Here is a 21,322-nt window from a genome sequence, read left to right as displayed (position 1 = left end):
GACACGGCCAAGTTTGTTGACGATCCCCATTTTCGACTCCTTCCGGCACTGGCGGAACCAGCCCGTTAGCCCGACCAACTCCCCCGCAAACCTGCTCGATTTATACCCACACGGGGTATGGGTATGTAGGGTTCGACTGTACAACCCCGGCAAACCGGTGGCAACTGTGACTTATCGAACGCGACCTGATAAGCGCACGAGCGGGCGCTAGTCGAGCCGATCCGTACTCGCGGCGGGATCAAGGACTACTGGCAGAGCTGCTAGGGCGCGCGAAAACGGATGCGGGAAGTCCCTATTCCGGAATTGGCCGCGAGCCGATCGCCGGCCCGAGCGAGAATTGAGTTTGGGGGTCATCGCCCGGCGAATCGGCAAACCCCCGGGCTCACTCCTCGCCGATCGCCGCCAGCACGTCGGCCGCATCCAGTTGCGCCACCTCCAAATACACCTCCGCCACCGCGTCCAACCGTCCCGGATCGGCCTCGGCAGCAGCCAGCCGCGAAGCCAGCCCTGCCACGGTGCGGGTCGCGAAGATGTCGGCGACCACCGCGCCGGGGGCGTCCAGCCAGGTGCGGATGCGTGACACGGCGGCGGTGGCCAGCACCGAATCGCCGCCCAGGGCGAAGAAGTCGTCGTCGGCTCCGACCCGGGCGGCGCCGAGTACCTCGGCGACGATCGCGGCCAGGGCGCGCTGCAGCGGACCAACCGGCTCGCGGTAGCCGTCACCGGCCGCCATGGCCGCGGCCAGCTCGGCCGTCACCGCCCGCCGGTCGATCTTGCCGGATACGGTGTAGGGAATCGCCGAAACCACGTGCAGCTGAAGAGGAATCATGTGCTCGGGCAGCGACTGGGCCAGCCCGGCCTGCAATCCGGCAACGCTCACCGCGGGGTCGCCGGTGCGCACCGCAGCCGCCAACACCTCACGCCCGCCGGGCTCGGGCAGCGCCACCACCACCGCCTCGGCAACCCCGGGCAAGCGGCGCAGCGCGGATTCGACCTCGCCGAGCTCAATCCGGTAGCCGCTGATCTTGACCCGGTGATCGGCGCGACCGACGAATTCCAGGGTGCCGTCGGACTGGTAGCGGGCCAGATCGCCGGTGCGATACCAGGTTCGGGCGTCGTACTCGACGAACTTCTCGGCGGTCAGATCGGGCCGGCCGCGATACCCCGAGGCGATACCGCGCCCGGCAACCCACAGTTCGCCGGCCACCCAGTCCGGACGGTCGGCTCCGTCGGCGCCGACGACCCGGCAGGCGATATTGGGCAGCGGGATGCCGTAGGGCACCGAGGCCCACTGCGCCGGCGGTTCACCCTCGACCTCGCAGATAGTGGCATGGATGGCGGTTTCGGTGGCCCCGCCCAGCCCGGCGAACCGCACCCCGGGTGCCGCGGCGGCAAATCGTCGCGCCAGCTCGGGGCGCACCCAGTCGCCTCCGGTCAGCACCGCCCGCACCGACGACAGTTCGCCGCCCGTGGCGGCCAACATCTCCAGCGCCCCCGGCATCAGGTTGAGCACACTGACCCGGTGCCGAGCCACCAGCTGCGCCCACACCTCGGGGCTGCGCCGGTCGGCCTCGTCGACCATCGCGATCGCCGCACCGGCGCGCAGCATGGCGAAGACGTCGAGCACCGACATGTCGGCGTCCAGGGTCAGCAGGGCCAGACTGCGGTCCTGTGGACCGAATCCGAAACGGGCGCTGAGTGTTTCGACAGTGTTCATGGCGGCGTCGTGGGTGACCTCGACGCCCTTGGGCTCGCCGGTGGAGCCGGAGGTGAACACCACATAGGCCAGCTCGGACGGATCGGTGCGCACCGGTTCCATAACACCGGGTCGCTGCACGGCATCGGACACAGCCACCACCGGAATATCCAACTCCGGCACCGCTTCCCCGGTCACCAGGGCCAGCACGGCACCGCCCAGCGCCAGGATGCGTTCTCTGCGCTCGGGCGGCTGATCGGCCGCGATCGGCAGATACACCGCACCGGCGGCCAGGATGCCCAGCAGCGCCGGGATCTGCTCTGCCCCTTTGGGCCCCAGCAGCGCCACGGTGTCAGCAGGCCGCACGCCGCGCTCCCGCAAGGCGGCGGACACCGCCAACGCCTGATCGCGCAGCTGGCCGTAGCTCAACTCCCCCGACCCGTGCAGCAGCGCGACCGCCTCGGGATCGTGGTCGGCCTGGCGAAAGAAGCCGTCCTGCAAAGCTTCCCCGCTGGGGTCGGCGGTGCCCGCGTTCACCGACTCCCGCACCTGGGCCTGATCGGCGGGCAACGCGGCCGGCGCCGGCTCCGCCCAGCCGTCGCCGCCGGCCAGCCGGGTCAGGTCGGCGAGGTGGTGGGCGAACATGGCGTCGATGACACCGGGCGCGAACATCTCCTCGCGCACGTCCCAGTTCACCAGGATGCCGCCGTCGAACTCGGTGACCTGGGCGTCCAGCAGCACCTGCGGGCCCTGGGAGATGATCCAGACCGGAGTGCCGAACGCGCCGGTGACCTCGTCGGCGAACAGCTCCCCGAGTCCCAGTGCGCTGGTGAACACCACCGGCGCCAGCACCTGCGTGCCGCGATGCCGGCTCAGGTCACGCAGCACCGCCAGGCCGGGATAGTCGGCGTGCGCGGCGGCGGTCCGCATGGCGTCCTGTAGCGCGTGCGCGCGCTGCGCACCGGTGCTGGCCTGGCTCAGATCCACATCCAGTAGCAGTGACGAGGTGAAATCACCGACCAGCCGATCCACGTCGTCGTGCAACGGTTCCCGGCCGAACAGCGGCACGTTGAGCAGGAAACGCGGTGCGTCCGACCAGCTGGCCAGGGTGTGGGAGAACGAGGCGGCCAGGGTCATGGCCGGGGTGACGCCGTGGGCGCGCGCCTGGCCGAACAGCGCGTCGCGGGTGTCGGGGTCCAGCCAGTGCCACCGCCGGGTGCTGCGCCGCGGGTCGTCGGGGGCGCCTATGGGCGGCGGCAGCTTGGGCGGGTCGGGCAGGTCGGGGATGCGCTGCGCCCACCACTGGCGGTGGCTCTCGTCGGGCTCGCGGTCGGCGGTGGCGTGGCGGTACTGCCGGTAGGTGTAGCCCAGCTTCGGCAACGTCTCCCCCCGGTAGGCGGCGGCCAGATCCGCCATCAGGGTGCGGTAACTCATCGCGTCGGCGGCCTGCATGTCCAGGTCGACGTGCAGGCGCGCGGTCCCGTCCGGCAGCAACGACACCGTGAGCTCGAAGACCGCGTTGTCGAGTTGCTGATGCGATTTCGCCACCCTGGTGGCGTCCAGCCGTTGGGCCACCTCGGCGACGTCCAGTCCGCGCAGATCCTGCACCACGACGGGCAGTTCGGCGTCAGCCCGGATGCGCTGGGTGCCGTCGGGCGAGAATTCCACCCGCAGCATCGGGTGGCGGGCGGCCAGCGCGGTTGCGGCGGCGGCCAGCCGGTCCGTATCAATGCCGGGCCCGTCAAACTCGACGTAAAGGTGTCCCGCCACCCCGCCGAGCGCCACGTCGTCGTCGCGTCCCACCCACATGGCGTGCTGCATGGGAGCCAGCGGAAACGGTGCGCAGGCGTCCGTCGGGTCGTCCGTCGGGGCGGTGACCGGCGCGGGTTCGCCCCGCTCGCCCAACAGGTCCTGCCAGGCGGCGATGCGGGGGTCGGCGGCCAGCGCAGCGAAGTCGACGTCAAGACCCTGTTTGCGCCAGCGGCCGGCGAGGCTCATCATCCGGATCGAGTCCAGACCCTGTCCGACCAGGTCGGCGTCGGGGTCGACGGCGCTGACGTCGGCGCCGAGCAGCTCAGCGACCTGCGCGCGAATCTCCTCCGGCCCCACCGCGCCACCCCACCCTTCGTTAGGCTGCCCTAATTTCGTTGAAGCTACTCTAGCTACGTTCGGTCGTCGGAAAGCCAGGGAGTACAGATGCACGGGTTCGTACCGTTTCCCGACGAGCGGGCCGCCGCCTACCGGGCCGCCGGGTACTGGAGCGGACGACCGTTGGCATCGCTGCTCGACGACGCCGCCGCGCGCTGGCCCGAGCGTCCCGCGGTGATCGATGGAGGCGCGACGTTGTCGTATACGCAGCTGGACGCGGCCGCCGATCACGCCGCGGCGGGCTTGCACCGGCTGGGGGTCGGCGCCGGCGACCGGGTGCTGCTGCAGTTGCCCAACAGTTGCACCTTCGCGGTCACGTTGTTCGGGCTGCTGCGGGTGGGCGCTATCCCGGTGCTGTGCCTACCGGGCCATCGCGCTGTCGAGATCGGGCATCTGGCTGCGGTCAGCGATGCGGTCGGGATCGTAATCCCTGACGCCGCTGCGGGATTCGACTACCCGGCGATGGCTGCCGAACTGGGCCTGCGGCGGATCGTCATCGACGAAACGTCCGACAGCTCTCCCCCGCCTCGATTCACCCCCGACCCGGCCACACCGGCACTGCTGCTGGTCTCCGGCGGAACCACCGGGCTGCCCAAGCTGATCCCCCGCACCCACGACGACTACGTCTACAACGCCACCGCCAGCGCGCAGGTATGCGAGCTGACCACCGACGACGTCTACCTGGTGGCGTTGCCGGCCGCGCACAATTTCCCGCTGGCCTGCCCGGGGTTACTGGGCGCCATGTCGGTGGGAGCGACCACCGTCTTCGGCGCCGACCCCAGCCCGGAGGCGGCGTTCGCCACCATCGCCCGCCACCGGGTGACGGTCACCGCGCTGGTGCCGGCGTTGGCCACGCTGTGGGCGCAGGCCTGCGACTGGGAGCCGCAGAAGCCGACGACGCTGCGGTTGCTGCAGGTCGGCGGCGCCAAACTGGCGCCGGGCGACGCCCGCCGGATTCGCGAGGTACTGACGCCGGGCCTGCAGCAGGTGTTCGGCATGGCCGAGGGGCTGCTCTGCTACACCCGGCCCGGCGACGCAGCGGAGTTGCTCGACACCACGCAGGGCCGGCCATTGTGTGCCGACGACGAGCTGCGGGTGGTCGACGAGGACGGCGCCGAGGCACCCGAGGGTGAGCTGCTGGTGCGCGGGCCCTACACGATCAACGGCTACTACAACGCGGCCGAGGCCAACGCGCGATCCTTCAGCCCGGACGGTTTCTACCGCAGCGGGGACCGGGTCCGCCGCCTGCCGGGCGGTTATCTGGAGGTGACCGGGCGGATCAAGGACGTGATCGTTCGCGGCGGCGAGAACATCGCTGCCGACGAACTGGAGACGCACCTGCTGACGCATCCGGCGGTTCGGTCGGCTGCCGCGGTCGGCCTGTCGGATCAGTACCTGGGCGAAAAAGTGTGCGCTGCAGTTGTTTTCAAGGGGTCACCCCTGACGCTGACAGAGCTGAACCGCCATCTCGATGAGTGCGGGGTCGCCACCCACGTCCGGGTCGATCAGCTGGCGGCGCTACCGGCGCTGCCTACCACGGCGGTTGGCAAGATCGACAAAAAAGCGTTGGTCCGCCAGCTCGGCTGAACCGGATTCGCCGACTTAACCCCGTTCGACGACGTTGTCGAACCCCGAGGTGCTTATCACCGGGTTACCGGAGCGGTAGGTGACCCGGTTGTTGAGACCCGATGCCGTGACCTTGGGCGTTGCGTCCACGGTGATGACGTTGCCGATACCGGACACTGTCAGACCGGCGCACTGGCCGGTGAGTTCCACCGTGTTTCTGACCCCACTCACGGAGACGTAGCGCCCGGCGCAGGCCAGGGTCTTGTTCTCCCCGGCCCCGGCGATGGTGATGGTGACACTGCTGTCCGGCACCGGGATAGCAGGCGACGCTGCGACCGGCGGCGCCGGAACGGGCGCCGGTTCCGACGACGACGCGGCAGCGCCACCGCTGGGCATGGTGGCGCGCCCCGGCGCGGTGCTGGTCGAGCCACGGGAGACCAGGAATACCGCCACCGCGGCGGACATCACCACTACCGCCGCCACCACGCTGACCGCGATGGCGATTCCCCGGCCCGTGCCAGACCGCGGCGGCCCCTGCCAATCGGCGCCAACGGACGGGGCGGTCAGTTCCACGGGCCCCGCGAAGTCCGACAGCGGGCGCTCCAATTCCCGTATCCGGGCCTCGGGGTCATCGTCGGAGTTCACGCTGGAATGATCGCACAGCTGAATCGATGGCAGTGGCCCGCTGCGCCCGGCTCCGCCGCGCTTGCGACCACCGCTGGGCGCTAGCCGGCGTGGATCTGCCATCCCGCGGCATCGGTTTGCTGTCGCCAGAACTCATCGAAACGTCCACCGGCCGCTCGCAATTCATCGATCGTGCCGTCTTCGACCACTCGGCCGTCATCGATGAACAGCACGCGGTCGGCCTGGGAGATGCTGGCCAGCCGGTGCGCGACGATCACCCGGGTGCGCGGGCGCAGTTCGGAGCTCAGGGCGGCGACGATCGCCGCCTCGTTCTCGGTGTCCAGGGCGCTGGTCGCCTCGTCGACCAACAGCACCGGTGCGGGTTTGAGCAGGGCACGGGCGATGCTGACCCGTTGACGCTCACCGCCGGACAACGCCGCGCCGGCTTCGCCCACCCTGGTGCCGGCGCCGTCGGGCAACCGGGCGACCAGCTCGTCGACGCGAGCCAATTCGGTGGCCCGCCCAAAGGTCTCTTGATCGGCCTCGGGGTCTCCGACCAGCACGTTGTCGCGGATCGTGCCGTCGAGTAGGTAGGGATGCTGGAACACCACGCTGCTGGCGGCCCGCCGCGACGGGGCATCCAGCCCGGCGGCATCCACCCCGTCCAGCAGCACCCGGCCGCCGGTCGGCTCATGCAGCCCGGCGATCAGGGACAGAATGGTGCTCTTGCCCGATCCGGAGGGCCCGACGATAGCCGTCGTGGTGCCGGGCTCCAGCGTGAAGCTCACCCGGTCGAGCACCGGTGGGCCCGCTGGGTCGTAGCCGAACGTGACGTCGTCGAACTCGATGCGCGGCGCATCGCCACGGTCGGGTAGCCGGCTGGTTCCGACCGTCACCTCCGGCGCGGTGAGCACGGCACGGATCCGCTCGAGGGAGGCCCGCGTCGACTCCAGGGCAGGCGCCAGCTCGCTGATCACGGTGAAGGGTTCCAGGTAGCGAGCCGCCACGACGATCAACGCGATGGCCTCGGGAACGCTCAGCGTGCCGGTCACGGTCAGCGCGGTGGTGGTTCCGGCAAACAGGATCAACGCGCCCTGGCTGGCCAGACTGAACAGCAGCTGCCCCGGAATCTGCATGAGCAGCAGCCGCATCGCCGCGCCATGCTGGGCGCTCAGCGCCTGTCCGACGGTGCTGCGCTCGGGTTCGACGCGCCGCGCCGCGCGCAGCGCCTGCTGGGTGCGGGCGAACTCGATGATCCGTTCGGTCAGAGCGGTGTTGGCGTCGCCGGCCGCGGCGTCCGCGCGGGCGCTGAGCCGGTTGGATGCCCACAGCGCCCCCAGCAGCAGCGGCACCCCGCCTAGGGCGGCCAAGCCCAGCTGCCAGGACACCCCGAGCAGGGCCACTGCGATCGCCGGCGGCAGCAGGATCGCGCTGATCAGCGGGGTCAGCAGATTGACCACCAGGCTCACCAGTTCGGGACCGGTGGCTGCGATCGCCTGTCGCGCGTCCGCCGTGTTGTCCGCGGTGAACCAGCCCAACCGGACGCCGGGCAGCCGGTCGGCCACGTCATGTTGAGTGTGATCGAGGACGGCGAATCCCAGGTCGAATCCGATTCGGGCGCAGACGAAGTCGATCAGCCAGCCCGCGACAGTCGCCACGGTCAGCCAACCCAACCAGGCCACCGCCCGGCTCGGGGTTTCGGAGAACAGCGCGCTCACCAGCGGGACCAGCAGCACGGTTCCCGCCGCCCGTACCGCTACCGACACCAGCGTCAGCGCGGCGTAGCCGAACATCCGACCGCGGCGGTCCTGCGGAATCAGCCGGATCAGGGTGCGGATCATCGGCTCGCCTCCGCACCGACGGTGACCGCGGCGCGGCCGGTCTCCCACAACTGCAGGTAGCGTCCCTGCGCGGCCAGCAGCTCGTCGTGGCTGCCCTGTTCGACGATGCCGCCGTGATCGAGCACGACGATCTGATCGGCACCGGCGATCGTGTGCAGCCGGTGTGCGATGACGAGCACCGTCCGGTCCTTGGTCAGCCTGTTCAGTGCCTGCTGCACCAGGTATTCCGACTCGGGATCGGCGAACGCGGTGGCCTCGTCCAGGATGAGCACCGGGGTGTCGGCCAGGATGGCGCGAGCGATGGTGAGCCGCTGCCGCTCCCCGCCGGAGAGCGCCGCGGCGGCCCCGAGCACGGTGTCGTAGCCGTGCGGCAGCCGCAGTATCCGGTCATGGATTTGGGCCTGACGGGCGGCGGCCTGCACCTGCTCATCAGTGGCATCCGGGACGGCCAACGCGATGTTGTCGCGCACGCTGCCGTGCACCAGTTGGGTTTCCTGCAGGACGAATCCCACTCGGCGGTAGAGCTCGTCGGCGGTCAACGACCGGATGTCTTGTCCGTCAACCGATATCGATCCGGACTCGATATCGTGGAACCGGGCCAGCAGTGCGGCCAGGGTCGACTTACCCGAGCCCGACGGGCCGACCAGTGCGGTCACCGTGCCCGGCCGCAGCGTCAACGACACGTCGCGGATCACCGGGACACCCGGGCGGTAGCCGAAGGTGACCGCGTCGAAGCGCACCGTCCCGGCCGCGTCCGCCGGCTCCACTGCGGCGGCATCATGCTGCTCGACCGCGAGTTCGGGCTCGTCCAGGGCGATCTGCAGCCGCCGGGCCGCCAGCATCCCGCCGCGAATACCACCGACCCCCAGGCCGATGCCCAGTAGGCGGGCGCCGAAGGTGGTGCCCAGCAATAGAAACGGCAGTAGGTTCACCGGGTCCATTCGGCCGGTGACGATCAGCGGGGTACCGGTCAGCATGATCAGCCACAGGAAGGTCGACGGGCGGGTGACCAGGTCCATCAGCGTCTTCTTGCCGATGAAGGGCCGCTGCCAGTCCACCAGAAAATTGATGTATTCGTCGAGGCGGCGGCGGAAGGTCGAGGCCGCGGCCCCACCGAACACCCGGATCACCGGCTGGCCCTCCAGATAGGTGCCGGCTTCGCCGTTCATCCGCTCGGCCCAGCGTTGCGCCTGGCTGATCTTGGGACCCGACTGGGTCAGCATCACCGACATCAGCACCATGTAGACCAGCACGGGCGCGAACAGCACCAGAGCCACCCGCCAGTCCACCACGAACAGGTAGACCAGCACCGCCACCGGCGCCACGACGGCGGCGACGGCGTCGGGGATGGCGTGGGTCACCAGATAGTGCAGCGACAGGGTGTCGTCGGCGACCAGTTGCTTGATCGAACCGGATCCGCGGGCGGTGAACCAGCCCAGCGGCAGCCGCGACAGCTTGCTCAGCAATCGAGTTCGCAGCGCGCCGGCAAAGCGGGCGTCGACGACATGTAGCCACAGCGTCAGCCCAGCCCCCAGCAATGTGCCCAAGCCCAGCAACGACAGCGCGGCGATCCCGACCGTCCACAGCCGTGACTCGTCGGCGCCGGCGACCAACAGCCGGGCCAGCTCCACCAGCAGCACGAACGGCGCCAACTGCAGCAGCGTGATCAGGGCCTGCAGCACACCGGAGATGATCAGCGGCACCTTCAACGGGGCGAGCAGCCGTCCCGCGGCCTGGGCGCGCCATGCCCCCTTTGCGTTGACTCTGCGCTCACCCGGCGGTTCACTCGCACTCTTGTCTGGTGGCGGCAGAGTCAACGAGGTGGGCTCGGCGACTTCGGGTGCGCGCTGGGTGCCCATGGCACGTCCGGCGGTCCAGTAGGCCTGCGCGTGGATCTCGGATTTGGGGAAGCCGAACTCGTCGCGCAGCCGGGTCCGCAGCGCCTTGAGCGTCGCGGCTTCCGGGGTGGCCCAGGCATACCAGTCCGACCAGTCCCGGGCCTCGATCGCCGCGGCCAGCGAGCTCGCGTCGCGCCGGGGCACCCAGTGCACCCGCAGCCGGGGATGTTCACGCAGTGGGATCAGCAGGTCGTCGTCCTCGTGCTGTTCGAGGTACAGCTCGATCGGTACGTCGGGCGCGACGGTGCCGATAATCCCGTTGATCCCCGGGATCGACGCCGAGTCCCCCATCAGCAGGTAGCCGGCGGGCTGCGCGTCGGCGTCGGGCACCTCGAAGCGCGAGGAGCCCATCAGTGACATCGCCGCGATGGAGGCTCCGGGTTCGACGGTGCGGGCCCAGCGGGTGGCCGGACCGGCCGGTTCGTGCAGCACCATGTCGACCGCGAAGCGCCCGGTCTCGGCGTCGCCCTCGGCGATGGTGTAGGCGCGCTGGAACTCGGTGTCCGAACCGTCCGGGTCCGGGAACCAGAACCTCAGCCAGGCACTGGGTTCCACGGCCGCGTCGGTGAACAGGGTGGGCGAGTGCATCCAGACCCGGATGCAATGTGGGGCGATCCAGCTGGTTTCGAGCACCGTTACGGTGTGGTCGCGAGCACCGAAGCCCCGCAGAATCGCACCCTGCAAGCCGCGCGCCATCACGGTCCTTTCGCCAACGGTGGCCCCCGCGGAGTCGGGCTCCGCCCCCCGCCGCCAAGTCGAACCTAGGTTACCCTACCCTCACTTACTCGAATAGGCGCTCGGGTAGGCTCACTGCTCGTTATGACTGACGCCGCAACCATCCTGCACCGCGAGCTGACGGATATATCCGACGAGGTGCGCCGCGTCCCGGCACCCCCGATCCCGGTGCTGGCCGAGCCCTATGCGATCCGGGTTGCCGACCCGGACGCCGACGCGGAGATGATCTCGGAGTGGATGAACCGGCCCCACCTCGCGCAGACGTGGGAGTCCGCCTGGCCGCCGGAGCGCTGGCGCGCTTACCTCACCGCCCAGGTCACCGGCAGGTATTCGCGGCCGTTGATCGTCAGCCGGCAGGGGCAAGACGGCGGTTATATCGAGATCTACCGGGCGGCAAAGGATTCCATCGCGAAGTACTATGCGGCCGACCCCTATGATCTGGGCATTCACGCTGCCGTCGCCGACACCACGGTGGTCAATCGCGGGTTCGCGGCGATCCTGTTGCCGCGCATCATGCGCTACGTCTTCGACCTCGAGCCGCAGTGCCGGCGGATGATGTTCGAACCCGAGTACCGCAACACGGCGATGCGCCGGCTGGCCGAATATGTCGGCGGCGTTTTCCTCGGCGAACACGACATGGGTTATCGCAAGATGGCGCTCTACGCGGTACTGCGCTACCCCGACGACGACCCGCTGTCGAACAACTCGGCGTAGCCCTCGTAGTCGGGCCGCATCCCGGCAGCAACCAGTTCCCAGAGCACCTCGTCGGTGCCGCCGCCCACGCGGGCCAGCTTCATGTCCCGCCACCAGCGCCCGAGCGGCGTCTCGTCGACCAGATAGCCGGTCCCGCCGAAGATGTGCATGCATTCGGCGATCACCTCTTCGCCGAGCCGCGCCGCGGTCACCTTCATCGCCGCGGAGGTCCGCAGGTCGAGCTTGCCCCCAGCCGCGAATCCGTTGAGCCCGTGACGAAGCAGGTCGACGCGGGCCTGCATGTCGGCCATTCGCAGCCGCAGCGCCTGATGCTCGAACAAGGTGGCGCCGAACTGGGTGCGGTGCATCATCCGAGCGAGGGTGATCCCAAGAACTTTCTGGGTCGACGAGGCGACCTGCCCGGCGATCGACATGCGCTCGTGCGCCAGTCCCCAGGAAATGGCGGCCAGCCCGGTGCCCGGTCGGGCGACCAGGGCGTCGGCGGGCACCCAGGTGTCGATGTCGACCGGGGCGGTGTCCAGTGGGCCCGCCCCGACTTTGCTGAACGGCTCGTGCACCTGCACCTGGTCGGTCGGCACCGCGATCATCATGACGTTGCCCTGCCGGCTGTTCTCGTCATGGTCCACGCTGCGGGCCAGCACCAGGATGTGGTCGGAGATGGGTGACAGCGACACGAACTTCTTGCGGCCGCGCACCTCGAAACCGTCGCGCACGGAACGGGCTTCGGTCTGCACGCGCTGTAGGTCCGATCCCCCGGACTCCTCCGACGCGCCGATGCACAGCACCGCTTCGCCGCGGATGGCCCGCTGGCAGATGTCCTTCAGATACTCCGAGCGGGCGAAGCGGTGCAGAATCGAGATCGACGAATCCTGCAGGCTCACACCGACTCCGATGCCGGCAGACCCGAGCCGCCCCAGCGCGTAGGCCAACTCCAGAAGTTTGGCCACGTCGGTGGGCTGCGCTCCCGCCCACTTCTGCGTGAAGACGCCGGCCCGGCCGAGGTGCTCGATCAGCTTGCGGGGAAAGCGCCCGCTGTCTTCGGCTTCGGCCGTCCAATCCACGACCTGCTGGTCGAACACCTCGTTGAGCAGAGCGCGGTAGGCATCGATATCCGAGATATCCGACCCCGCAATCACTTCATAACCTCCATGTTGCGTTTGACTTCCAGCCGCCGCAGCTTCCCCGACGACGTCCGGGGCAGCGAGCCCGGCGCCAGGAACACCACATCTGCGGGCACCACCCCGCATTGCGAGGCCACCCGGGAGATCAAGTCGGCACGCGCGCCGGCCTCGTCACGGCCACGGAACTCCGCGGCGATCACCAGACCCGGGCGGATTCCGTCGGTGCCGACCGCCACCACCGCACCGTCGCGGACACCACGCACCTCGGCGGCGACCCGCTCGATCTCGGTGGGAAACACGTTGCGCCCGGCGATCGAGATGATCTCTTTGGCCCGGCCGCAGACCACCAGGCCGGCGTCGGTGAAGTAGCCGAGGTCGCCGGTGGCAAACCAGGCGTCCGGGTCCAGCGCCGGCTGGCCGAGGTAGCCCGACATCATCGAGGTTCCGCGGATCTCGATCTCACCGACCTCGCGCTGCGGCAGCTCCTCGTGGCGTTCGGCCACCGGGCTGATCCGGACCTGCATGCCGGGAATCGGCTCTCCGAGCACCGCATGCCTGCGCCCGGACTCGGCGTCATCGCTTGCCGCGCCGACGATTTCGTCGTACTGCAGACCGGTCCCCGGCCGTGGCGCGGTCACCGCACAGGTGGCCTCCGCCAGGCCGTAGGACGGCATGAGGGCACCCGGATCGAGACCGTATTTGCCGAGTTCGGTGACGAATCGCTCCAGTCCCGCACAGTCGACGGGTTCGCCTCCGTTGATCGCGACCCGCAGCCGGCCCAGGTCCACTTCGGGGACCCGTCGGGCGTACTTGCCGATCACGCCGTAGGCGAAGTTCGGTGCGGCCGTCATGGTGGCCCGGCTGTCGTGCAACCAGCTCAACCACCGAAACGGCGAGGCGGCGAACGCGGCGGTCGGCGCCAACCACTGTTCCGAGCCGGTCAGCGCCGCGCTGAGCAGGAAGGTCAGGCCCATGTCGTGGTACAGCGGCAGCCAGCTGCAGCCGACGTCGTCCGCCGGATCGACACCGACATGCTTGCTCAAGCCGGAGACGTTCGCCAGCACCGCGGCCGGTGACAGCTGGGCGGTACGCGGGGTGCCGGTGGACCCGGCGGTGCCCTGCAATACCGCGGGCACATCGGTGTCCGCGGTGACGGGATCGACCGAGCGACCGGTGCCGGCGACCGCGGCGACGTCAGCCACCGCCAGACTGCGATCGCTCTCCTCGGCGCGCAGCAGGTCCAACACCGGACCGTGGCTCAGCACCGTGCCGACCCCAATGCCGTGGAAACGATCCAGCGTCGCCTGTGCCCATTGCTGGGGATCAGCGCCGCGGACCGGGCCGGGGAGGATCGACACGCTGCGGCCGGCCAACCAGGCGCCCTGGATCGCGGCGACCAGATCCGCGGTCGGCTCACCGACCAGCCCGACGGCACCGGCGTCATCGCCGTCCAGGATCCGGGCGGCCACACTTTCGGCCCGAGCGTGCACCTGCTGCCACGGGTGGCGATTCCATGCTCCGGCGTCGGGGTCGAAGACCACCAGGTCGTGTTCCGACCCGGTCATCGCCCGGGTCAGGGCGCTGGCCAGCACACTCACGCGTCGGCGGGGGCTTTCGCCCGGATGGCGGCTTCGAGGTCCCCGACCGTGTCGCAGTTCAACAGGTCTTCCTCGGACAGTGCTACACCCAGCCGGTCCTCGATGGCCACCATGCCGATCGCGAAGGCCACCGAGTCTAGGCCCACGTCGTCCACCAGCCGCGACTCCGGAGTCACGCGGTTGAGATCGACCTGCAGGTCGTCTCGCAAAATCTCGCGCAGCGCGGCGTTGATGGCATCGGGGGATGAAGCGCTCATGCCCAGCGACGCTACACCAAACGACGAACTAAGGTTAGCTTGCCCTATCTTGTGACTCCCGACACTTGAGGTAAGGCAAGGCTTGCCTGATGTCGCTCTTATGGTTAACGTTAGCCGGCGTTCTACATAGACAGAAACCTCACATCAGATGAGGTAACGATAAGGAGAAGCAATGCAGCTCGCCCTGGCCGACGGTTCGACCGACCGCGGCACCGCATTTAACACCCGCGCCACGGGCCTCCTGGCCGCGGGTGTCGCCCTGGCCGGCGCCGGCGTGATCGCCGTCAACCCGGTCGCCCCGATGATCAGCGCGGTCGCCCAGCAGCCCGCCGTCGAGCTCACCGCCACCACTGGCGAGAACCTCGACCACATCATGGACCTGCTGACGGGCCCGAACCCGATCTTCACCGCCCTCGGCGAGCTGGGCAGCTACTACGGCCAGGTCGCCAGCGACAGCTTCGCCGGCGTGCAGGATGGCCTCGAGATCATGTGGTCCGGCGGCGGCCGGGTCATCGGCCTGGAGAACCTGATCCCGCAGGTCACTGAGTTCCTCCAGCAGGGCGACACCCTCAGCGCCTGGAACGCGATCAACAACGACATCCTGTACAACATGAACGGCATCTTCCAGCCGCTCTTCGACCACACCGTCCGTGGCACCGGCGAGTTCGTGCCCGGCGTGATGGGCATCGGCGCCGACCTGACCCATGTTTGGGCGGCCGTGCAGGAAGTCTTCGGCGACTTCAACTTCTGGAAGACCACCGCCAAGTACCTGTACGAGCCGATCACCGGCTTCACCTTCGCGTTGTCGGAAAACCTGACCGGCGTGCCCGACGGCATCGAGCACACGGCGCAAGACCCGCTCGACGCACTGCTCAACGGCTACATCACGTGGGACTCGGAAACCGGCGAGAACACCGGCCAGTGGTGGGGCCTGCTCACCGAGCAGGGCACCTTGTCGTATTTCCTCGACTTCCTGCCGGGCAAGATCGCCGACGCGCTGACCTCGACCATCCCGGTCGACGCCGACCCCGGTGACGCAGCCGCGGCCGCCAGCCTGCTCGACTTCGGCTGGCTCGACGGCCTGTTCAACTAGTAGCACCACCCGTCTCGCGCGGGCTGGAGGCAACTCCAGCCCGCGCGTGCACGAGAGCCGGGTTCGGGCCCCCTCGGGCCCGGGCCCGGCTCAAAACATTGCCATTGACTAATGGCACCATTGACTGTTGACTCAGTCACATGATCCTTGGCCGATCCCCCAAACGCAGCCATGGGGCCTCCGCCGTCGTCACCGGCGCAGGAAGCGGCATCGGAGCCGCATTCGCCATCGAACTCGCCCGCCGCGGCAGCGCCGTGGTCTGCAGCGACATCGACGATGACGCCGCCCAACGCACCGTCGAGGCCATTACGGGCACGGGCGGCCGCGCCACCGCCGTGCACTGCGACGTCGCGAAAGTCGACGACGTCGCCGCGCTGGCCGACGCCGCACAGTCCTGGTTCGGCCACTCGCCCACCCTGGTGATCAACAACGCCGGCGTCGGCGCCGGCGGAGAGCCGATCGGCACCATGTCGCTGGACGACTGGAACTGGACGCTCGGTATCAACCTGTGGGGCCCGATCCACGGCTGTCACGTCTTCACCCCAATCCTGCGGGAAGCGGGCCCGGAGCAACCCCGTCAACCCCGCGGCATCATCAACGTCGCCTCGGCGGCGTCCTTCGGCGCCGCCCCGGAGATGGCGGCCTACAACGTCAGCAAGGCCGGTGTGCTGTCACTGTCGGAGACCTTGGCCGCCGAGTTGTCCGGTACCGGCATCGGGGTCACCGTGCTGTGCCCGACGTTCGTCAAGACCAACATCGTCGAATCCGGCCGGATCACAGCCCAATCCAGCGACGCCGCCAACCTGTTGATGCGCTGGACCGGGCTCTCCGCTGGGCGCGTTGCCCGCGACTGCCTGGACACCCACGACCGCGGCGGGCTGTACTGCATGCCGCAGCTGGACGCCAAAATCGGTTGGAACATCAAACGTTTCGCGCCGGAGACCTTCACCCGAACCATCGGACTGGCATTCCGTGCCAGTGCAGCACTACCGGGCCGGGCCGACTGAAGGAGAAGCAGATGGCTCTCGACATGGACGTCATGCTCGCCAAGATCAAGGATCGGCAGTGGGCGCTGGCCGATATCGACTGGGACGCACCGGGAGCCGAGCTGATCCGTCCCGAGATGGCGCCCGAACTCAAGAAGTTCATGGCCGACCTATGCTGGATCGAGAACATCGGCGCCCGCGGCTTCGCGGCCATGGCGCGCAAGGCGCCCACCGCGACGCTGGCCGAGATCTACCGGTACTTCCATGCCGAGGAGCAACGGCACGCCAATGCCGAGCTGGCGCTGATGAAGCGCTGGGGCATGCTCGAAGACGGCGAGATACCCGAGCCCAACGTGAACATCCGGCTGGCCATGCAGTGGCTGGACGACTACTCCGACGACTTGCCGCTGTCGGTGCTGGGCACGGTGATCCCGATGCTGGAAGTCGCACTCGACGGCGCGCTGCTCAAGTTCCTGCTCGACGAGGTCGACGACCCGGTGTGCCACCAGGTGTTCGAGAAGATCAACAACGACGAATCACGGCACATCGCGGTCGATTTCGAGGTGCTGGAGCTGATTGGACACGCCGACGCCCGCAGGCTGGCGATCGAGTTCGTCGGCACCGTCGCCTCCCCCTCACTGATCGTCGGGGCGCTGATCTCGATCCCGTTGCTCACCCGGATCCGCAACGAGGTGATCGGCATGGGACTGGATCCCCAGCGGCTGTACTCGGCACTGATGCGTTTCACTCAGTTCGGCGAACGCGGCGAACACACCCGGCGGGTGCCGGCCTACCAGGTGATCAAGCGCTACTCAGGCTGGATGGCCAACCCGAACAGCCCGTACCATCTGCTGGCCAATCCGGCGGTGTGGCTCTCCGGCTTCTACCCCAAGCGGCTGCTCAAGCCCATCCCGAGCTGGTTCAAAGAGCTCACCCACGAACCGGCGGCCTGAGGTGGCGCGCGCGCACATCTACCAGACGCTGATCGTGGGCGCCGGGTTCACCGGAATAGGCGCGGCGATCAAACTGACGGAGGCGGGCCTCGCCGGCGCCGACGAGATCATCATCCTGGAGCGCAGTGACCGGGTCGGCGGCACCTGGCGCGACACCCGCTATCCCGGTGCGGCATGCGACATTCCGTCGCTGCTGTACTCCTTCTCCTTCGTCGCCAACCCCGGCTGGTCGCGGGCCTACCCGTCGGCCGACGAGATCTGTGCCCACATCGAGGACATGGTCGACCGGTTCGACTTGCGCCGCCACATCCGGTTCGGCACCGATGTCACCGGGCTGGCGTTCGATGAGGGTGCCGGCGTCTGGACGGTGTCGGCCGGGAGCACGAAGTTTCGGGCCCGCACCGTGGTGCTGGCATCCGGGCCGCTGCCGGACTCCAGCTTCCCCGCCATCCGCGGCCTGGAGAGCTACACCGGCCACAAGATCCACAGCGCTCGCTGGGACAGCGACTACGACTTCACCGGCAAGAGGGTCGCAGTCGTCGGCACCGGCGCCAGCGCGGTGCAGATCATCCCGGAGCTGGTCGAGCGGGCCGGGTTCGTCAAGGTCTTTCAGCGCACTCCGGGCTGGGTGATCCCCCGCCTAGACGTGGCCATGCCGGCCGCGGTGCAGGAGCTGTTCGCCAAAGTTCCCGCCGCCCAACAACTCGCCCGCCAGGCGCTGTTCTGGGGGCACGAGGCCAGCGCCACCGCGCTGGTGTGGAACACCCCGCTCAGCGGCCTGGTGGCCCAACTGGGCAAGGCCCACCTGCGCGCGACGGTCAAGGATCCGTGGTTGCGTCGCCAGCTCACCCCGGACTTCACCCCTGGCTGCAAACGCATGCTGATCTCCAGCGACTACTACCCGGCGCTGCAGCGCGACAACTGCAAGCTGATCGCCTGGCCGATCGCGACGCTCAGCCCGTCCGGCATCCGCACCAGCGACGGCGTGGAGCACCACCTGGACGCCATCGTGTTCGCGACGGGCTATGACGTGCACCTGACCGGCCCGCCGTTTCCGGTCACCGGGCTGGGCGGCCGGTCACTGGCCGCGGACTGGAGCGGCGGCGGCCAGGCCTTCAAGAGCATTCAGGCCCACGGCTACCCGAACCTGTTCTTCATGACCGGCCCCAACTCCGGGCCGGGCCACAACTCACTGCTGGTCTACGTCGAAGGCCAGATCGACTACGTGGTGCGTGCCGTCCGCGCGATCCGCAGGGGAAGCCTGCGCTACCTGGACGTGCGTGACGACGTGCAACGCCGCCACAACGAGCAGATCCAGCGGCGACTGGGCAAGACGACCTGGATGTCGGGCTGTCGCAGCTGGTACCTGACCGAAGACGGTTTCAACGCGTCGATGTACCCGGGGTTCGCAACCCAGTATCTTCGGCAGATGCGCAGTTTCCGCCTCGCCGACTACCACGCGGTGGCATGACCGCACCGGATCGTCCCGCCAAGCCCGACTCCATCGCCGGGGTGCTGGCGAATCTGCGGCGGGTCCCCCGCCGGGTGCGGCGCGAGTCCCGCGAGGTGATCGAGGCCGCGGTGACCCAGCTCTTCGAGATCGTGGTGCGCCAACCGGGCGGCAACACGGCGTCCCGGGAGTACCGGATCGACGACCTGGCCCGATTGGCCGGCACCACCACCCGCAACGTGCGGGTGTATCGGGACCGGGATCTGCTGCCGCCGCCGCGACGGGTCGGGCGGATCGCGTTGTACAACGACACCCACCTGACCCGGCTGCGGCTGATCACTTCGATGCTCGACCGTGGCTACACCATCGCGCACGTCAAAGAGATGATCGGCGCCTGGGAGCAGGGCAAGGACCTCGGCGACATCCTGGGCCTGGAAAGCGCGATCGCCGGCTCCTGGACCACGGAACGGCCCGAAACCATGCCGCGCGCCGAGGCCGAGCGGCGAATCGGCGACCCACCGGCCATGCGGCGGCTGGTGGAACTCGGCGTGATCCGCCTCCACGAGGCCGACGACTCCCTGGCCACCATTACCCGGCCCAAGCTGATCGAAGCGTTCAACGAGGTCCGCGGCTACGGCATCGCCATCGACAAGCTCATCGACCTCTACGAGGAGACGCTGCCGCACATCGATGCGATCAGCCAGATGTTGGTGCGCGCCGGCGCCGAACACGTGCTGAAAAGGGTCCAGCCCGGTGCACCGCTGCCGGCCGACACCGAGATCGCCGAGCTGATCGGCATGCTGGTGCGGTTCCGCACCCAGGCCGTCGCCTCGGTCACCGCCACCCTGGCCTCGTCGATCGAATCGACCATCGAGTCGATGGTCAGCGGCCTGCTCACCGAGTCGCTGTTGCACTGACGCCGCGTCGCGGGTACGGGTCTCCCTAGGCCAGCGCGAGGAACAGCTTCTCGAGTTCGTCCTCAGAGAGCGGCGCCTTGCCGCTGGCGGATTCACCGGACAGGCACTCGCGAAGCCCACTCGCGACAATCTTGAAGCCCGCCCGATCCAGGGCGCGCGAGACCGCCGCAAGCTGGGTGACCACATCCTTACAGTCGCGGCCGCCCTCGATCATCGCGATCACTCCGGCGAGCTGGCCGTGCGCACGGCGCAGCCGGTTCAACACCGACTTGACGCTGTCTTCGTCATCAAGCACGTGAGGTCCTCTCCCCGAGCTGCCTGTTATACCCTACAGGGTATCCCAACAGCAGGGCGGGCCGCAGATTCAGCGGTCGGCGATCAGATACGGCGCCAGGGTGGCCAGCTTCTCGCAGGTCTCCTCGAATTCCCGCTCGGGCCGCGACTCAGCGATGACACCCGCGCCAGCCCGCAGCCAGCAACGCCCGCCGCCCTCGTAGGCAGCCCGCAACGTCAACGCGGCATCCAGCCCGCCGTCGGCCGAGAACATCACCACCGCGCCGGAGTACAGGCCCCGTGGACACTCGTCGAGCCGCAGGATGGCGTCGATTCCCGCCGATTTCGGGATCCCCGACGCGGTGACCGCAGGGAACAGCGCCTCCAGGGCATCCATCCGGTCCCGTGCGGCATCCAGCCGCCCGCGCACCGTCGACCCCAGGTGCTGGACGCTGCCCCGCTCCCGCACAGTCATGAAGTCCGCGACGACGGTAGTGCCGGGCTCGGCGATCTCGGTGATCTCGTCCACCGACGTGCGCACCGAGATCGCATGCTCCACGATCTCCTTGGCATCGGATTCCAGGTCGGCTCGAACCGCTGCGTCGATCGCGGGATCGCCGGTGCGTGCGCGCGTCCCGGCCAGCGGCTCGGTGACCACCACACCGTCGCCGCGCACCTCGGCCACCAGCTCCGGGCTGTACCCGAGCGCCCGGATCCCGCCCAGCCGCAGCAAGAATGACCGAGCCGGAGTGTTGTGGCGCCGGCCCAGTCGGTAGGTCGACGGGAAGTCCAGCGCGAACGGCACGTCGACGCAACGCGACAGGATCACCTTGCGGTAGCTGCCGGCGCGGATCTCCTCGACCGCGGTCGCCACCCGATCGCGATAGCCGGCACCGTCGGCGTCGACCACAATCGGCGACGGCTCGGCAAGCGCGGGAACACCGTCGGCCAACAGCCGCTCCAGCACCGCGACTGCGCGGTCGCTGTGTCCGAACAGCTCGACTGTCTCGGCGGTGACGACGATGCGGGTCTGCGGCCAGAACACCCGCGCCAGCGCGGTGCCCGGCGCCAACCGGTCCTGCAACCCGAATCGGTAGGTGCCGAATTCGAAGGCCACCCAGCCGAATACCTCGGCGGCCTCGAGCAGCAACCGGTCCACTGCCTCACCGAGCACTGCGGCCGGCCGGCCCCGCCAATGTTCGCGACGCACCACCCCGTCGCGGACCGTGCGCAGCTCGTCGCTGTCCAGCTCAACGGCAGCGCGCACACCGGCGGCCAACGTCCAACTTCCGGCGCGCTCGTAGAGCAGGTACTCCTGAGCGTCATGTTCCGGCAGTTCCACGGCCAGCGCGGCGGCCAGGTCAGCCGGCTCGACGCCCGGCGGCAACGGCACCGACAACGCGGCTTCGGAAACCGTTTCTACACCGACTTCGGACACGGTTAGTAAATGTA

Annotated in this window: 16 protein-coding genes; 7 read left to right on the top strand and 9 right to left on the bottom strand. The window is 68.9% G+C overall.

Annotated elements, in window-relative coordinates; genetic code table 11:
* Positions 1-382 precede the first annotated feature (382 nt).
* Positions 383-3,805, bottom strand: coding sequence for a non-ribosomal peptide synthetase (locus tag ABW16_RS15140; RefSeq protein ID WP_047319994.1), 3,423 nt, complete (start codon positions 3,803-3,805; stop codon positions 383-385).
* Positions 3,806-3,892: 87 nt separating this feature from the next.
* Between ABW16_RS15140 and ABW16_RS15135 the strand changes: the two genes are divergently transcribed.
* Positions 3,893-5,431, top strand: a complete 1,539-nt coding sequence (locus tag ABW16_RS15135; RefSeq protein ID WP_047319993.1) for a (2,3-dihydroxybenzoyl)adenylate synthase — start codon at positions 3,893-3,895, stop codon at positions 5,429-5,431.
* Between the two features lie 15 nt (positions 5,432-5,446).
* Here ABW16_RS15135 and ABW16_RS15130 read toward each other — a convergent pair whose 3' ends face one another.
* The 3 genes from ABW16_RS15130 to ABW16_RS15120 all read right to left on the bottom strand — a co-directional run bounded on the left by ABW16_RS15130 (position 5,447) and on the right by ABW16_RS15120 (position 10,469).
* The gene (locus tag ABW16_RS15130; protein WP_047319992.1) at positions 5,447-6,055 is read right to left on the bottom strand and encodes a DUF3060 domain-containing protein; all 609 of its coding nucleotides are present in this window, start codon (positions 6,053-6,055) and stop codon (positions 5,447-5,449) included.
* Between the two features lie 80 nt (positions 6,056-6,135).
* On the bottom strand, positions 6,136-7,875 hold the full coding sequence (locus ABW16_RS15125; RefSeq protein ID WP_047320027.1) for an ABC transporter ATP-binding protein: 1,740 nt from the start codon (positions 7,873-7,875) through the stop codon (positions 6,136-6,138).
* Positions 7,872-10,469 carry an ABC transporter ATP-binding protein/permease gene (locus ABW16_RS15120; protein ID WP_047319991.1) on the bottom strand — a complete coding sequence of 866 codons (2,598 nt, stop codon included), beginning with the start codon at positions 10,467-10,469 and terminating at the stop codon, positions 7,872-7,874. The genes ABW16_RS15125 and ABW16_RS15120 overlap by 4 nt, the downstream gene beginning before the upstream one ends.
* A gap of 123 nt (positions 10,470-10,592) precedes the next feature.
* Here ABW16_RS15120 and ABW16_RS15115 point away from each other — a divergent pair, with 123 nt between their 5' ends.
* Complete coding sequence (locus ABW16_RS15115; protein WP_047319990.1) at positions 10,593-11,222, top strand: GNAT family N-acetyltransferase; 630 nt, start codon at positions 10,593-10,595, stop codon at positions 11,220-11,222.
* Here ABW16_RS15115 and mbtN read toward each other — a convergent pair.
* The 3 genes from mbtN to ABW16_RS15100 are packed head-to-tail and all read right to left on the bottom strand — an operon-like array spanning position 11,183 to position 14,246.
* Positions 11,183-12,358, bottom strand: a complete 1,176-nt coding sequence (mbtN, locus tag ABW16_RS15110) for a mycobactin biosynthesis acyl-ACP dehydrogenase MbtN (RefSeq protein ID WP_047319989.1) — start codon at positions 12,356-12,358, stop codon at positions 11,183-11,185. The genes ABW16_RS15115 and mbtN overlap by 40 nt on opposite strands.
* Positions 12,355-13,941, bottom strand: coding sequence for a long-chain-fatty acid--ACP ligase MbtM (gene mbtM / locus ABW16_RS15105; protein ID WP_047319988.1), 1,587 nt, complete (start codon positions 13,939-13,941; stop codon positions 12,355-12,357). The genes mbtN and mbtM overlap by 4 nt, the downstream gene beginning before the upstream one ends.
* Positions 13,938-14,246 carry an acyl carrier protein gene (locus ABW16_RS15100; protein ID WP_267878360.1) on the bottom strand — a complete coding sequence of 103 codons (309 nt, stop codon included), beginning with the start codon at positions 14,244-14,246 and terminating at the stop codon, positions 13,938-13,940. The genes mbtM and ABW16_RS15100 overlap by 4 nt, the downstream gene beginning before the upstream one ends.
* Before the next feature lie 124 nt (positions 14,247-14,370).
* Here ABW16_RS15100 and ABW16_RS15095 point away from each other — a divergent pair, with 124 nt between their 5' ends.
* The 5 genes from ABW16_RS15095 (at position 14,371) to ABW16_RS15075 (ending at position 19,597) form a co-directional block, all read left to right on the top strand.
* On the top strand, positions 14,371-15,291 hold the full coding sequence (locus ABW16_RS15095) for a hypothetical protein (protein ID WP_047319986.1): 921 nt from the start codon (positions 14,371-14,373) through the stop codon (positions 15,289-15,291).
* A gap of 140 nt (positions 15,292-15,431) precedes the next feature.
* Positions 15,432-16,298: an SDR family NAD(P)-dependent oxidoreductase gene (locus tag ABW16_RS15090; RefSeq protein ID WP_047319985.1), complete on the top strand. Its 867-nt coding sequence runs from the start codon at positions 15,432-15,434 to the stop codon at positions 16,296-16,298.
* 11 nt (positions 16,299-16,309) lie between these two features.
* Positions 16,310-17,230, top strand: coding sequence for a hypothetical protein (locus ABW16_RS15085; protein WP_047319984.1), 921 nt, complete (start codon positions 16,310-16,312; stop codon positions 17,228-17,230).
* 1 nt (position 17,231) lies between these two features.
* Positions 17,232-18,701 carry a flavin-containing monooxygenase gene (locus ABW16_RS15080; RefSeq protein ID WP_047319983.1) on the top strand — a complete coding sequence of 490 codons (1,470 nt, stop codon included), beginning with the start codon at positions 17,232-17,234 and terminating at the stop codon, positions 18,699-18,701.
* Entirely contained in the window at positions 18,698-19,597 is a 900-nt protein-coding gene (locus ABW16_RS15075) for a MerR family transcriptional regulator (RefSeq protein WP_047319982.1), read from the top strand. Before ABW16_RS15080 ends, ABW16_RS15075 begins: the two co-directional genes overlap by 4 nt.
* A gap of 25 nt (positions 19,598-19,622) precedes the next feature.
* Here the strand turns inward: ABW16_RS15075 and ABW16_RS15070 are convergent, their stop codons facing one another.
* The gene (locus tag ABW16_RS15070; RefSeq protein ID WP_047319981.1) at positions 19,623-19,892 is read right to left on the bottom strand and encodes a metal-sensitive transcriptional regulator; all 270 of its coding nucleotides are present in this window, start codon (positions 19,890-19,892) and stop codon (positions 19,623-19,625) included.
* A gap of 69 nt (positions 19,893-19,961) precedes the next feature.
* The gene (locus tag ABW16_RS15065; RefSeq protein WP_047319980.1) at positions 19,962-21,308 is read right to left on the bottom strand and encodes a salicylate synthase; all 1,347 of its coding nucleotides are present in this window, start codon (positions 21,306-21,308) and stop codon (positions 19,962-19,964) included.
* Between the last annotated feature and the right edge of the window lie 14 nt (positions 21,309-21,322).

Origin of the sequence: Mycolicibacter heraklionensis (assembly GCF_001021505.1) — a bacterium.
GTDB classification, from domain to species: Bacteria; Actinomycetota; Actinomycetes; order Mycobacteriales; family Mycobacteriaceae; genus Mycobacterium; species Mycobacterium heraklionense.
Note: the sequence above shows the minus strand (reverse complement) of the source record. Positions and strands in the feature narration are given on the sequence as shown.

Bases quoted from the DNA above. Each gene is read 5' to 3' on its own strand.
- ABW16_RS15125 (WP_047320027.1), bottom strand. From the start codon at position 7,875: ATGATCCGCACCCTGATCCGGCTGATTCCGCAGGACCGCCGCGGTCGG.
- ABW16_RS15075 (WP_047319982.1), top strand. From the start codon at position 18,698: ATGACCGCACCGGATCGTCCCGCCAAGCCCGACTCCATCGCCGGGGTG.
- ABW16_RS15095 (WP_047319986.1), top strand. From the start codon at position 14,371: ATGCAGCTCGCCCTGGCCGACGGTTCGACCGACCGCGGCACCGCATTT.
- ABW16_RS15090 (WP_047319985.1), top strand. From the start codon at position 15,432: ATGATCCTTGGCCGATCCCCCAAACGCAGCCATGGGGCCTCCGCCGTC.
- ABW16_RS15085 (WP_047319984.1), top strand. From the start codon at position 16,310: ATGGCTCTCGACATGGACGTCATGCTCGCCAAGATCAAGGATCGGCAG.
- ABW16_RS15135 (WP_047319993.1), top strand. From the start codon at position 3,893: ATGCACGGGTTCGTACCGTTTCCCGACGAGCGGGCCGCCGCCTACCGG.
- ABW16_RS15115 (WP_047319990.1), top strand. From the start codon at position 10,593: ATGACTGACGCCGCAACCATCCTGCACCGCGAGCTGACGGATATATCC.
- ABW16_RS15120 (WP_047319991.1), bottom strand. From the start codon at position 10,469: ATGGCGCGCGGCTTGCAGGGTGCGATTCTGCGGGGCTTCGGTGCTCGC.